The 13,524-nt window shown below is 68.1% G+C and carries 10 protein-coding genes and 1 pseudogene; 9 read left to right on the top strand and 2 right to left on the bottom strand.

Features of this window, described 5'->3' with window-relative positions:
- From ABT245_RS35280 to ABT245_RS35265, 4 genes are read left to right on the top strand one after another with little or no spacing between them, the layout of a single operon-like run.
- Entirely contained in the window at positions 1-1,554 is a 1,554-nt protein-coding gene (locus tag ABT245_RS35280; protein ID WP_351741914.1) for an ABC transporter ATP-binding protein, read from the top strand.
- The gene (locus tag ABT245_RS35275) at positions 1,551-2,639 is read left to right on the top strand and encodes an ABC transporter permease (protein ID WP_351741911.1); all 1,089 of its coding nucleotides are present in this window, start codon (positions 1,551-1,553) and stop codon (positions 2,637-2,639) included. Before ABT245_RS35280 ends, ABT245_RS35275 begins: the two co-directional genes overlap by 4 nt.
- Position 2,640: 1 nt before the next feature.
- Positions 2,641-3,717 carry an ABC transporter permease gene (locus ABT245_RS35270; protein WP_351741909.1) on the top strand — a complete coding sequence of 359 codons (1,077 nt, stop codon included), beginning with the start codon at positions 2,641-2,643 and terminating at the stop codon, positions 3,715-3,717.
- Position 3,718: 1 nt separating this feature from the next.
- A complete protein-coding gene (locus ABT245_RS35265) occupies positions 3,719-4,144 on the top strand; it encodes a VOC family protein (protein ID WP_351741906.1) in 426 nt (141 codons plus the stop codon).
- 30 nt (positions 4,145-4,174) lie between these two features.
- Here ABT245_RS35265 and ABT245_RS46300 read toward each other — a convergent pair.
- Positions 4,175-4,498 (bottom strand): annotated as a pseudogene (locus ABT245_RS46300) (DDE-type integrase/transposase/recombinase); the annotation flags it as partial.
- A 45-nt stretch (positions 4,499-4,543) separates the two neighbouring features.
- Complete coding sequence (locus ABT245_RS35255) at positions 4,544-5,179, bottom strand: TetR family transcriptional regulator (RefSeq protein ID WP_351741904.1); 636 nt, start codon at positions 5,177-5,179, stop codon at positions 4,544-4,546.
- A 154-nt stretch (positions 5,180-5,333) separates the two neighbouring features.
- Here ABT245_RS35255 and ABT245_RS35250 point away from each other — a divergent pair, with 154 nt between their 5' ends.
- The 5 genes from ABT245_RS35250 to ABT245_RS35230 all read left to right on the top strand — a co-directional run bounded on the left by ABT245_RS35250 (position 5,334) and on the right by ABT245_RS35230 (position 13,512).
- Complete coding sequence (locus ABT245_RS35250; RefSeq protein ID WP_351741901.1) at positions 5,334-7,880, top strand: beta-glucosidase; 2,547 nt, start codon at positions 5,334-5,336, stop codon at positions 7,878-7,880.
- Between the two features lie 72 nt (positions 7,881-7,952).
- Positions 7,953-9,248 carry an extracellular solute-binding protein gene (locus ABT245_RS35245; protein ID WP_351741899.1) on the top strand — a complete coding sequence of 432 codons (1,296 nt, stop codon included), beginning with the start codon at positions 7,953-7,955 and terminating at the stop codon, positions 9,246-9,248.
- A gap of 34 nt (positions 9,249-9,282) precedes the next feature.
- On the top strand, positions 9,283-10,272 hold the full coding sequence (locus tag ABT245_RS35240; RefSeq protein WP_502982256.1) for a carbohydrate ABC transporter permease: 990 nt from the start codon (positions 9,283-9,285) through the stop codon (positions 10,270-10,272).
- A 5-nt stretch (positions 10,273-10,277) separates the two neighbouring features.
- Positions 10,278-11,165, top strand: a complete 888-nt coding sequence (locus ABT245_RS35235) for a carbohydrate ABC transporter permease (RefSeq protein ID WP_351741894.1) — start codon at positions 10,278-10,280, stop codon at positions 11,163-11,165.
- Positions 11,166-11,250: 85 nt separating this feature from the next.
- Positions 11,251-13,512, top strand: coding sequence for a discoidin domain-containing protein (locus ABT245_RS35230; RefSeq protein ID WP_351741892.1), 2,262 nt, complete (start codon positions 11,251-11,253; stop codon positions 13,510-13,512).
- Positions 13,513-13,524 lie beyond the last annotated feature (12 nt).

Here is a 13,524-nt window from a genome sequence, read left to right as displayed (position 1 = left end):
ATGTCCGATCCCGCATCCGCCATCGACCATCGCCGCACGATCTGCCTCGAGCTCGTGGGAATCCACAAGGCCTACCCCGGTGTCGTCGCCAACAATGACGTCAGCCTCCAGGTTTTTGAGGGTGAGGTGCTCGCGCTGTTGGGCGAGAACGGCGCCGGCAAGACCACCCTGATGAAGATCGTGGGGGGCGTGGCATCGGCGGACGCGGGATCAATCCGCGTGCGGGGGCAGGATGTGAGGATTCGCCGCCCACGCGATGCCCAGAGCCTGGGCATCGGCATGGTCCACCAGCACTTCATGCTCGTTCCGGACATGACTGTCGCCGAGAACGTGGCCCTCGGCGTCCAAGGCAGGCTCGCTGCCGGCTCCGGCCTCGACCGGGTGCGAAGCCGAATTCGTGAACTCGCGGATGCCTACCGGTTCGGAGTGGACCCCGATGCGTTGGTGGAGGACCTGTCCGTCGGCGAACGCCAGCGCGTCGAGATCCTCAAGCTGCTCTATACGGAAACTGAGATCCTCATATTCGACGAGCCGACCGCAGTGCTCACGAAGAGCGAATGGCAGCACCTTTCCAAGGTGCTGCGCTCATTGGCGGATGCGGGCCGTACGATTGTGCTCATCACCCACAAACTCGACGAAGTCTTCAGCGTCGCCGACCGCTGCACCGTCCTTCGCGACGGACGACTTATCGGGACTGTGCCCACCGGCGAAACCACGCCTGACGACGTCATCAAGATGATGGTGGGCCGCGAAGTACGCCTCCGGCAGGACCGCCGGCCTCCCGAACTCGGCGCGCCCGCCCTCACCTTCACCGACGTGTCCGTCACCGACCGCGACGGCCGGCTGCGCCTCCAGAATGTCTCTCTCGAGGTCCGCGACGGCGAGATACTCGGAATCGCCGGCATCGAAGGAAACGGCCAGTCCCATCTCGTGGACGTCGCCTGCGGCTTCCGTCAGGCCAACTCGGGGACCGTGGTCTTCGCCGGCCACGAAGTCGGCCGCTCGACACCCGCCGACCTCGCGGCTCACGGAGTCGCGGTCATCCCCGAAGACCGCCACCGTAACGCCGTCGCCCTCTCGCTTTCGGTGTCTGAGAACCTGCTCGTCAAGGAACTCAACAATCCGGGCCTCTTCCACCGCGGACTGCGCAGGCGTCATGCCATACAGGAGCGGCATCAGCAGCTGATCGCCGAGTACGACATCCGCGTTCCTGATACCGGCGTGCGTATGCGGCAGCTGTCCGGCGGCAATCAGCAGAAGGTTGTCATCGCTCGCGAACTCAGCCGCCGGCCGCGCCTGGTCATCGCCTCCCAGCCGACCCGCGGGCTCGATGTCGGCGCGATGGAGTACGTGTACAGCGAACTGAACGCACACCGGGCCGCGGGTGGTGCAACCCTCCTCGTCTCCTCCGAGATGGAGGAGCTCCTCACGCTCTCCGACCGTATCGCCGTCATGGCGCGCGGCCGCATCGTCGCCGTCCTCGACGCCGCCGAAGCGAGCGTCGAACGCATCGGACGCCTGATGATCACCCACTCCGATGAGGTGCCGGCATGAGTCCTCGAACTCGGGATGCATTGACCTCCATAGCCATCTCGGCTGCTGCGGTCGTCGTCGCCCTGGTCGCGTCGATGGCGATCGTCGCTGCGGCCGACAAGTCACCCGTCGACGCGATCGGCGCGATGATCGACGCGAGCTTCGGCAGCCAGACCCAGTTCGGCGCCATGCTCGCCAAATCGGTGCCGCTGACCCTGGCCTCGCTCGGGTGGGTCCTGGCATTCTCGGTGCGACGGATCAACGTCGGCCTCGAGGGCCAGATCCTCGCTGGTGGCGCATGTGCCGCCGTCATCGGCCTGAAGGTCACGGGACTGCCGGCGGTGATGCATCTGGCGCTGCTGGTCGTCGGCGGCGTCGTCGGTGGTGCCGTGTGGGCTGGAATTGCCGCCTGGCTGTGGGCGAAGCGGCGGGTGAACGAGATCATCTCGACGTTGCTGCTGAATTTCGTGATGATCCAGGTCATAAGCTGGCTGGTGACCGGCCCATTGGAGGAACCGAGCCACACCCTGGGGCAGACGGCGCCGATCGCGAACTCGGCTCGCTGGCCCCTCATCGAGTCCCTCAACCTGCGCTGGGACATCATCCTCGTACCGCTCGCCGCCATCGTGGTCGCCTGGGTGCTCTCCAGCACCAGGGTCGGCTACCGGCTCCGCCTCACCGGCGCCAACAAGGACTTCGCTTCCTACTCCGGCATCTCGACGACGAAGGTCGCCGCGCTCGCCATGGTTGCTTCGGGAGGCCTCGCGGGGCTCGCAGGGTCTTCGCTCATCTCGTCCAGCCCGGCAGGCAACATGGCCGACAACTTCTCGGCGAACTACGGGTTCGAGGGCATCGTGGTTGCCCTGCTCGCTCGCAACAGTCCCATGGGGTGCGTGCCCGCCGCTCTGCTGTTCGCGTTCCTCAAGCAGGGCGGCGGCCTGATGGAGGCTCGCGTAGGTGTCCCTACCGGGCTGGTCATGGTGACTCAGGGTCTGGTCATCGTCCTGGTTGCCGGTTCGACGTTCCTGTTGCAGAAATCCCAAGCGCGCCGGGTCGACGCAACCAAGCCGCCGACGGCCAAGCTCGTTACGGCAGAGGTGATCTGAGATGAGCCCGTTCGACGCAGCACTTCTAGGTGCGGCTCTGGCGCTCGCTGTGCCGATCCTGCTTCCCGCGCTCGGCGAACTCGTCTCCCAGCGCGCAGGCGTTATGAACGTCGGCCTCGAAGGCATGATGCTCTTCGGAGCATTCTTCGGATTCCTTGTGGTCGAGCGGACCGGCTCGTCATGGCTCGGTCTGGTCGCTGGCATGTCCGGGGGCATCTCGCTCGCACTGGTCATGGCTGTGTTGTCGGTGACGTTCCGGGCAGACCAGATCGTGGTCGGCGTCGGAATCAACCTCATTGGTGCCGGCGTCGCCATCTTCCTCAACCGCGAAGTGTTCCCGGACCGCGGCCAGGTATCGATCGACCGGATGGGATCGATTGCCATCCCCGGCCTTTCACACCTCCCAGTCATCGGCAAACCCCTGTTCGACCAGTCAGTCGTCACCTACCTGGCCTACCTGTTGATACCTGCGATCGCGTGGGCCTTGTACCGAAGCAGGTGGGGGCTCGCAGTCCGCGGGTCCGGCGAACTTCCCGAAGCGGTCGAGACCGCCGGCATCAACGTCAACATCGTCAGATACTCGGCCGTACTCACCGCGGGTGCACTCGCCGGTCTCGCCGGCGCGTTCCTCACCGTCGTCCAGGTCGGCATCTTCATCGAAGGCATGACCGGCGGGCGAGGGTTCCTCGCGCTCGCGGCGGTCGTCTTCGGCAAGTGGACACCACGCGGCACAGTTCTCGCCGCGATGCTCTTCGGTGCCGCGGACGCACTCCAACTGCGCCTTCAGAGCGCGTCGTCGGTACCCGGGAGCGTCTGGTACGTCCTCGCCGCAATCGTGCTCGTCCTCGCGCTCATCTCCACCCGCCGCCGCGGCTTCGTGCCGATGAAGACCGCACCCCCGATTATCGGTGCCGTCGCCATTGCCGCCATCGCTGTCTTTGGTGTCCACCTGACGGTTCCAGCGCAGCTGTGGCTGGCACTGCCCTACCTGCTCAGCCTCGGCGCCTTGGCCGGCCTCGTCGGTCACGCACGCGTCCCGTCGGCCCTCGCCGAACCATTCGACCGAAAGGCCATCTGACGTGCTCAACTCCAGTCGAGTCCTTGGCCTTCACCACGTTGCGTTCGCTGAGGGCCAGGGCGCCAGTCTCGTCGAGACGTTCCAGCGCGTCCTCGGCCTGCATGTGGTCACCGTTGAACGGGCTTCCGGGTTCACGGAGCGCATGATCGACGTCGGCAATTGCTCTCTTCAAGGGCTGGAGGCGACCAGCGACGGTGTCGTGAAACGGTCCCTGGACCGTCGTGGCCCCGGGTTGCACCACATCGCCCTCGAAGTCGACGACATTGCAGCAACGATGACCGAACTCCGCGAGCACGGCATCGGCTTCGTCGACCCCGAGCCCCGCACCGGCGGCGGAGGTCACCTCGTCGCGTTCGCCCACCCGAAATCCTTTGGCGGCGTCCTCGTCGAGTTCGTTGAGGTCCACGCCCACCCGAGCCAGTCGTGACAAGGACAACCATGAACCAGCAAGGCGCCGTCAAGTTGTCGGTGTGGCTGGTCGTTGAGGTGTGCTGAGGGTGTGGCCGGGCCTGATGGCCCCTGTCGTGCAGGCGGGGCTGGGCATGCCGGTGACGGTTTTCCAGATGCCGGACCGGTGGATCATCTCCCTACGGTAGTCACTCGCTGTCATCAGATGCCGTCGGGGCCGGAAGTGGGGTGAGATCCGGCTGAAGGCGGCGAAATACCTCTGGGCAGCTCCACTGGAACAAAAGCTCTTCATAGCGCGCTCACGCTGCCTGGTTGGCTGGTGGCTGTTCTCGGCCCGGTTGTTCAAGTACTTCGAGGAGCGGTGCTCGACGGACGGCATGACCTCGCGGTGCGCGGCGATCGGCCACCCGACAGGCTCTCAGTCGCCCGGCTCGGTGAGATCTGCCAGGAGTGCGTTGATGACGCGGTCGGTGGAGGCGGCCATGTCGACCGACTGGGGGGCGAGCAGCCATTGGACCTGTAGGCCGTCCATGACGGCGATGATCGCGTTGGCCGCGTCTTCGAGGTTCGAGTCCGCCTGGATCTCGCCGAGTTCGCGTGCTTCGGCGAGGGCTTCGGTGACGAAGATGCGCAGTCCGGCGTAGCGGTCGCGGAAGTAGTCCTGCGCGGGGTGGCCTTCGGTCACGCTCTCCGCCGACAGGACGGCGTACAGCCGGACGATGCCTTCCCGTTCGGTGTTGCGGCGGACGGTGTCGACAAGGTGACGCAGGAAGGCCAGGCCCCGGGGGCGTTCGGGGCCGAGCTGTTCGATGTCGGTTTCGTCGCGCAGTGCCAGGATGCTGGTGAGCAGTTGGGCCTTGGAGCGGAAGTAGTGCAGGACGCCGGCCTGGGTGACTCCCGCGCGGTCGGCGATCTCCTGCAGGGAGGCGTTGTTGTAGCCGCGGGCGGCGAAGGTGTCCACGGCGATCCGCAGGATCTCCTGCCGCCGCTGCTGCGCTTTGAGGCTCTTTCCTGTGCGGGGCTGCCGCACCTCGTTCGTCCTGCTCTCACTCATCGTGCGGAGTCTACGGGGCTGTCCATCAGTGCTCACGTGCCCATCAAACCCGGGAAATATCTTACGGACAAGGACTTACTAAGTACTTAGTAAGTGTGTTTTCCTGCTCCCGTTCCGCCCGCTGCGTGCCGCGTTGCGGCCTGGAAGGACGAGCATGAGCCGCCCTGCCCTCCCTGATGACACCACGCTGTCCGACCACATCCGGGCCCTGGATCTCGAGTCCAAGGTCCGGCTGCTGACGGGTGCGAGCCTGTGGAGACTCCCGGCCGAGCCCCGCCTCGGACTGTCGGCGGTGACTATGTCCGACGGCCCGCAGGGAGTGCGCGGGACCGGTGACGATCCGGCCGCCACCGGCCTGCTGGCCCCGGCGCCCAGCGCACTGGCAGCGACCTGGGACACCGAGTTGGCCGAGCGGCTGGGCACGCTTTTCGCCACGGAGGCGCGCCGCAAGGGTGTCGACGTCGTCCTGGGCCCGGTGGTGAACCTGCAGCGCACCCCGGTGGCCGGGCGGCACTTCGAGTACTTCTCCGAGGACCCGCTCCTCACCGGCACCCTTGCCGCCGCCCTCGTACGCGGTCTGCAGAGCCAGGGCGTGGGTGCGTGCCTGAAGCACTTCGTGGCCAACGACTCCGAGACCGACCGCACCCGCTACCGCTCACGGCTCGACGAGCGGACCCTGCGCGAGGTCTACCTCGCCCCGTTCGAGCAGGTCCTCACCGAGGCTGAGCCGTGGAGTGTGATGGCCGCCTACTCGGGCGTCGACGACGGCATCGAGTCGGCGCCGATGACCGAGAACGCGCGGCTGCTGCGCGAGGTGCTGAAGGAGGAGTGGGGTCTTTCCGGGGTCGTGGTCAGTGACTGGGCCGCCACCCGTTCGACCGTCGCCTCGGCGCTCGGCGGCCTCGACCTGGTGATGCCCGGACCCGACCCGCTGTGGGGCGAGCCCCTGATCGAAGCCGTCCGTGCGGGCGAGGTGGACGAGCGGCTCATCGACGACAAGGTGTTACGGCTGCTGCGCCTGGCCCGGCACACCGGCCGGCTCGGCGCACCCGGGACCGACTCGCCACGGCCTGCCGTCCCCAAGGCACCGGGAGAGGCCGATTTCCGTCTCCTGCGCGAGGTCGCCGCCCGCGGCATGGTGCTGCTGCGCAACGATGCCGGCCTGCTGCCGCTGGCACCGGAAGGAATCCGCAGTGTCGCGCTGATCGGCCCGAACGCCGTGGCGCCGTACCTCCAGGGTGGCGGGAGCGCCTTCGTTCCGGCGGTGCGCACGGTGTCGTTCGAGGACGGGCTGCGCGCCGCGCTCCCCGAGCACGTCCGTCTGTGTGTGCACCGGGGCGGTGACTCCCGTCAGCGCCCGCCGTACCTGTCCGCCGCGCTGATCACCGATCCCGAGACCGGCGCAGCCGGCGTGCGCGCCGACCACCTCACCGCCTGCGGCAACCGTGTCGGCGGCGAGATCCGCCCCTTAGGCGACTGGAGCGGATACCGCGGCTTCGGGCCGAAGACGCACCGCGTGGTGCTGCGCACGCTGCTGACCCTCACCGAGCCGGGGACGCACCGCCTGGAGATCGGGTGCGTCGGCCGCTACCAGGTGAGCGTCGACGGCGAGGAGGTCCTCTCGGGCGACGACGACCGGGGCGTGGAGCTGATCCTCGACTCCACCCACAGCAACCCGCCGCTGCGCGGCATTGACCTCGTGGTGGGACCCCAGCCGCGTCGGATCGCCCTTGCCATCGACCTCACGGTGGTGGAACCGGGCGGCTACGACCGTTTCGTCACTGCTCAGTTGCGCCACGCCCCGCCGGGGCCGACGCCGTACGAGGAGATCACTGAAGCCGCCGCCGCGGCCCAGGCCGCCGATGTGACCGTGGTCGTCGTGGGCACCAACGAGGAGGTCGAGTCCGAGGGCTGGGACCGCACCACTCTCGACCTGCCCGCCCACCAGAACGAACTGGTCCGCAACGTGCTCGCCGCCAACCCGCGCACCATCGTGGTCGTCAACGCCGGCGCCCCCGTGCTGCTGCCCTGGGCCGACGAGGCACCCGCGCTGCTCTGGACATGGCTGCCGGGCCAGGAGGCCGGGCACGCCCTCGCCGACGTCCTGCTGGGCCGCATCGAGCCGTCCGGCCGACTGCCCTGGACGCTGCCCGCCCGCGCCGAGGACGTCCCCGTCCCCGACGCTCGCCCCCGTGACGGCATCGTGCACTACGGCGAGGGCGTCCACATCGGCCATCGGGCCTGGGACAAGGGCGGTCTCGTCCCGGCCTTCCCGTTCGGCCACGGACTCGGCTGGACCCGATGGTCGTACGAGTCCGTGGACCTCTCACAGTCGTCCGTCTCCGCCGATCTGCCCGACCCCGCGGGCGGAGACGGGCTCGAACTCACCGTGCATCTGACCAACACCGGGCCACGGGCTGGTCGTGAGGTCGTCCAGGTCTATCTGGAGCCGCCCCAGGACGGGCCCGACCGGCCGGTGCACCTGCTCGCCGGCTTCACGCTCGTCCAGGCAGCGGCAGGCGAGCGCACCGCTGCCGACCTGCGCGTGCCCGCGCGCGCCTTTCAGGTCTGGGACACCGGCAGGGGCCGCTGGCGTACCCCGCCGGGCCGTTACCGGCTGCACGTCGGACGCTCCAGCCGCGATCTGCGCCTCACGGCCGAAGTGACCGTCCGCGACGGCGAGTTCCACGCCACCCGCTGACCCACCCGTCGTCTGCTCAACCCTGCACCACCCCCTGCTTCTTCACCAGCTCGACAGCAAGGAGCCGCACCCATGCGTACGACCCGTCCCACCACCAGAACCCTCCGGACAGCCTGCGTCACCGTCGCCGCCGCCCTGCTGGCCACCGGCTGCGGCCGCAGCGACGACTCCGCGGCCGCCGACGCGCCGGCGAAGATCAGCGGCGGCAAGGCCAAGGGCAAGCTCGTCATGTGGTCCATGGGCGACAAGGCCGACAAGGACCTGCAGAGCCTGGCGAAGAAGTTCGAGCAGCAGAACCCGGGCGTCACGGTGCAGATCACCGCGGTGCCGTGGGACGCCGCGCACGAGAAGCTGACCACCGCGATCGCCGGCGGCAACACCCCCGACCTGTCGCTGATCGGCTCCACCTGGATGGCCGAGATGGCGGCCATGAAGGGCTTCCAGGCCACCCCCGCCTCGTTCAAGGCATCCGCGTTCTTCCCGGGCCAGTGGGACACCACGAAGTACAAGAACGCCTCCTATGGCGTACCTTTCATCGCCGACACCTCCGTCATCTACTACCGCACCGACATCACCGCGAAGGCCGGGATCAAGGGTGCCCCGGCCGATGACTGGGCCGGCTATCTGAAGGACCTGAAGGCCGTCCAGGCCACCGTGGGCAAGCAGAACCCCAAGCTGCGCCACGCCACGCAGTTACAGACCGGCTTCAACTCCTGGCTGTTCTGGCTGCCGTTGGTGTGGCAGCAGGGCGGGGACATCTACGATTCGGGCACCAAGAAGTTCACGTTCGACTCGCCCGCGGTCGCCAAGGCGCTGGAGTACTACAGCGGCATCTTCAAGGACGGTCTGTCACCGAACGACAAGACCGACTCCGGGCAGAATTTCCAGAACGGACTGATCGGCACCGTCCAGCAGGGCGCCAGCACCAGCGGCAACCTCCACCTCAACGCGCCCGCGCTGGACAGCACGTGGCAGACCATGCCCCTGCCCAGGGGCGAGCAGGCCGCCGGGCTGGCCGGTGGCAGCGACCTGGCGGTGTTCAAGGACGCCAAGAACCCGGACGCGGCATGGAAGTTCGTCCAGTTCCTCACCGCCCCCGAGAACCTCGCCACGTACGCGGACGCCACCGGCAACCTGCCCGCCGTCGCCCGGTCCTGGTCGGAGGGCAAGCTGAGCGGGAACCCCAAGATGGCCGCCTTCGAAACTCAGTTGAAGGTCACCAAGGCCCCGCCGTCCATCACCACCTGGCAGCAGATCGCCGACACGATCGACAGCGAGCTGGAGAAGCTCGCCTACGGCAAGTCCACCCTCGCCGAGACGCAGAAGACCCTGCAGTCCAAGGCCGCCGGTATCGGCACCGGCCGCTGAACCGGCGACGCGCGCCTATCCCTCGTACGGACGGATGACAACCATGCCCACGAGCACCGTTGCCGGGCAGGGCACCAAGAAGAGCGACCCCGGCGGCGAGCGGTCGGCGGCCCGCCGCCGAACCGTCTCACCGCGGTTGCGGCGCGCCGCACAGGGTCGCCAGAGCCGGGCCGCGTGGACCCTCGCGGCCCCGTTCCTCGTCCTGTTCCTCGCCTTCATGCTGCTGCCGGTCGTCTGGTCGATGCTGATGAGCCTGACCGACACGCAGAGCGCCGACCTGCGGACCCCGCTGAACGTGTCATTCATCGGCTTCGACAACTACGTCCGGCTGTTCGAGGACGAGCAGTTCGTTCATGCGCTGCGCAACACGGCCGTGTTCGTCCTGGTGGGTCTGCCGCTGACGCTGGCCGCCGGGCTGGCCGCGGCGGTCGTTCTGAACAGCGGCATCCGCCGTTTCCGGGCCCTCTTCCGGGTCGGCTTCTACCTGCCGGTGATCACCAGCGTCGTGGCCGTGGCCGTGGTGTGGAAGACGCTTCTGGAACCGCGGGCGGGGCTGGTGAACACCGTGCTTGCCTGGTTCGGGATCGACGGGCCGGCCTGGCTGGCGGACACCCGATTCGCGCTGCCCGTCATGATCGTGATGGCGGTGTGGCGCAACCTCGGCACGGTGATGATCATCATGTTGGCGGGTCTGCAGTCCGTGCCCCGGTCCCTGATGGAGGCGGCCGAACTCGACGGCGCCGGGCCCTGGCAGCGGTTCTGGGGGGTCACCTTCCCGCTTCTGCGCCCCGCTCTGCTGCTGACCGCTGTGACCACCGGCATCGGCTATCTGCAGTTCTTCGACGAGCCGTTCGTGATGACCGACGGCGGACCCCTGGACTCGACCTTGTCGGCCACGTTGTACGCCTACAAACAGTTCGGCAACGGCAACTACGAGATGGCCACCGCGGCCGGCTACGTCGTCTTCGTCCTCATCGTCGCTCTGACCGTCCTGCAGTTCCGCGTGCTGCGAGACAAGGACTGACCGCCATGAGTACCCTCGCCCGCCCTCGCACCGCACCCGCAGACACCGACCGGGCCCTGCGCCGTCGCCGCATCCGACAGGCCTGGGGCCGGCCCTGGCTGTATGTGCCGCTCTTCGGCTGCCTGCTGCTGATGATCACACCGTTCCTGTGGATGCTGTCCGGCTCCTTCAAGCCCGAGGCCGACATCCGCAAGGTCCCGCCCGACCTGATCCCCACGCAACCCACGTTCACGAACTACCGGCAGTTGTTCAGCAGCCTGGACTTCACGACCATGTTCGCCAACTCGGTGATCGTGGCCCTGGCCGTCACCGCCGGCAACCTGCTCTTCTGCTCGATGCTGGGCTACGCCCTGGCGAAGCTCGAATTCCGTGGCCGGCGCACGGTGTTCACGCTGGTCATCGCCACGCTGATGGTGCCGGGTCTGGTTACCTTCGTGCCGCTGTATGTGCTGGTGGCCAACATGAAACTGACCGGCTCGCTGCTCGGCTTGATCCTGCCGTTCCTGGCCGCCCCGTTCGGGGTGTTCCTGATGCGGCAGTTCATCTCCACCCTGCCCGATGAACTCATCGACGCCGCCCGCGTGGACGGCTGCCGTGAACTGGCCATCTTCTGGAAGATCATTCTGCCGCTGACCAGGCCGGCCCTCGCCACCCTGGGCATCATCACCTTCCTCGGCTCCTGGAACAACTTCCTGTGGCCACTGGTCGTGGCCCAGAACGAGGACCAGTACACCCTCCCCGTCGGCCTGGCCCTGGCCAGTAGCGGACAGGACTTCACCCGCTTCGGCGTCCTGCTCGGCGGCAGCGTCGCCGTCCTGCTCCCGGTGATGATCGTCTTCCTGCTCTTCCAGCGCCACTTCGTCGCCGGCATCGCCACCACCGGCATGAGGTGACCCCTGCTCCGGCGCCCTGACCGCCCCCACCCGCCGGTTTCGCACACCGCAGTCCAGCTCTGCAACCCACGTAAGGAGCCGCACCGTGAAACCCGTCCTCCGGCAACGGCGCCGGGCCGCTCTCGCAGCCGCCACGACCCTGCTCACCACGTTCTCCGTCCTGTCGGCAGCCACACCCGCATTAGCCGCTCCAGCACCCGGCAAGGCACAGGTCTGGCTCACCGACCTGTCCACCGGCACCCACCTGGCCAAGCAGTCACCGGTGACCTGGAAGGCCGGCCCCGCACCGGCCGGTTCTTCCGGCTCGGCGATCACCGTGGACACCAACCGCGCGTACCAGTCCATGGCCGGCTTCGGGGCCTCGTTCACCGACTCCTCCGCCTGGCTGGTCGGCACCAAACTCGACACCACGCAGCGCAACGCCCTGATGCGCGACCTGTTCAGCCGCCGCGACGGCATCGGCCTGAGCTTCCTGCGTCAGCCCATGGGCGCCAGCGACTTCACCGTGAGCGGCAACTACTCCTACGACGACATGCCCGCCGGCCAGAGCGACCCCACGCTCGCCCACTTCAGCGTCGACCACGACCGGGCGTACACGATCCCCCTGCTGAAGCAGGCCGGCCGGATCAACCCGCAGCTGACCGTCATGGCCAGCCCGTGGAGCGCACCGGGCTGGATGAAGACCAGCGGCTCGATGGTCACGGGGCAGCTCAAGCCGGACGCCTATCAGGCGTATGCCGACTACTTCGCGAAATTCCTCAAGGCGTACGCGGCGGCCGGGGTGCCGGTGCGCTACGTCACCCCGCAGAACGAGCCGCTGTACGAGCCCTCCACCTACCCAGGCATGGCCATGCCCGCCGACCAGGAAAAGACCTTCGCCACCGACTACCTCGCCCCGACGCTCAAGGCTCAGGGCCTGTCCACCCGCATCCTGGGCTACGACCACAACTGGGACGTCACCAGCTACCCCGAGTCCCTGTACGCCGACCCGGCCGCAGCCCAAAGCGTCGCCGGTACGGCCTGGCACTGTTATGCCGGTGAGGTGACGGCGCAGACCGTCGCCCACAACGACTACCCCAACAAGCCCGCCTTCCAGACCGAGTGCTCCGGCGGCGCCTGGGAGGGCGACGAACAGGACGGCTTCGCCGGCACCATGGACAACGTCATCAACGCCCCCCGGAACTGGGCGCGGAGCAGCGTCCGCTGGAACATGGCCCTGGACGCCGACAGCGGCCCCACGAACAACGGATGCAGCGACTGCCGCCCGGTGGTGACGGTCGCACGGAACACCGACGGCAAGTGGACGTACACGCCGACGGCCGACTACTGGGGGCTGGCGCAGGCCAGCAAGTTCGTCCAGCCGGGCGCGCGCCGGGTCGCCTCCAACACCCTCGGCAAGGGCAGCATCGAGGACGTCGCCTTCACCAACCCCGACGGCTCCACCGCACTGGTCACCTACAACTCGGGTTCCACCGACCGCACCTTCACCGTCGGCTGGGGAGATCGCCACTTCAGCTACACGCTGGCCGCGGGAGCCGCCGCGACGTTCACCTGGACGGGCAACCAGAGCGGAAGCACCGCCCCCGCCGCCATCGGCTCCGTCGACATCCCCTTCCACAACCCTGACGGCAGCAAGGCCCTGATCAGCTACGACAGCAGCCTTGTGGCCCGGCAGCACCAGGTCCGCCTCGGCGGCGACTGGGTCGGCTACACCCTGCCCGCCGGCGCCTCCCTCACCCCGCCCACCGGCGAGACGGCCCTGTCCCGCGACGGCTGGCAGGCGACAGCCTCCGCTAGCAGCTCGGACGACCCGCCGTCCCAGGCCATCGACGGCGACCCGGCCACGCGCTGGAGCGTGGGCCACGGCATGCAGTCGGAGGACTGGTTCCAGGTCGACCTCGGCTCCACCCAGACCTTCAACCAGGTCGTCCTGGACACCACCGCCTCGTCCGGCGACTACGTCCGCCAGTTCGAGGTGTCCACCTCCGACGACGGCACCACGTGGAGCAAGCCGATCGCGACCGGGCCGGGCAGCACCGTGGCCCGGATCCTGCTGCCCGAGACCACCGCCCGCTACATCCGGGTGACCAACAAGGCCGGCTCCGGCAGCTGGTGGTCCATCCACGAATTGTCCGTCCTCGCTCCGGGCGGCAAGGCTGCCTCAAGTGCAGGCGAGACCATGGCTGTTCAGCGCAAGACTGCGGCACTGCCCGACGGCACCCGGCTGACAGCCGTCTACAACTCCGGCAACAGCACCGCCACGTTCGACGTCCCGTGGGGCGACACGACGTACAGCTACCGACTGCCCGCCGGCGCCGCCGCGATCTTCACCGCTCGCTCGGCCTGACCCGACCCCCCA

The organism is Streptomyces sp. NPDC001508 (assembly GCF_040298665.1).
Lineage (GTDB): Bacteria > Actinomycetota > Actinomycetes > Streptomycetales > Streptomycetaceae > Streptomyces.
The sequence above is the reverse complement of the archived record's forward strand: the minus strand, read 5'-3'. Positions and strand labels throughout refer to the sequence as shown.

Excerpts from the sequence above, each read along its gene's own strand:
- ABT245_RS35280 (WP_351741914.1), top strand. The coding sequence starts at position 1 with ATGTCCGATCCCGCATCCGCCATCGACCATCGCCGCACGATCTGCCTC.
- ABT245_RS35275 (WP_351741911.1), top strand. The coding sequence starts at position 1,551 with ATGAGTCCTCGAACTCGGGATGCATTGACCTCCATAGCCATCTCGGCT.
- ABT245_RS35270 (WP_351741909.1), top strand. The coding sequence starts at position 2,641 with ATGAGCCCGTTCGACGCAGCACTTCTAGGTGCGGCTCTGGCGCTCGCT.
- ABT245_RS35255 (WP_351741904.1), bottom strand. The coding sequence starts at position 5,179 with ATGAGTGAGAGCAGGACGAACGAGGTGCGGCAGCCCCGCACAGGAAAG.
- ABT245_RS35250 (WP_351741901.1), top strand. The coding sequence starts at position 5,334 with ATGAGCCGCCCTGCCCTCCCTGATGACACCACGCTGTCCGACCACATC.
- ABT245_RS35245 (WP_351741899.1), top strand. The coding sequence starts at position 7,953 with ATGCGTACGACCCGTCCCACCACCAGAACCCTCCGGACAGCCTGCGTC.
- ABT245_RS35240 (WP_502982256.1), top strand. The coding sequence starts at position 9,283 with ATGACAACCATGCCCACGAGCACCGTTGCCGGGCAGGGCACCAAGAAG.
- ABT245_RS35235 (WP_351741894.1), top strand. The coding sequence starts at position 10,278 with ATGAGTACCCTCGCCCGCCCTCGCACCGCACCCGCAGACACCGACCGG.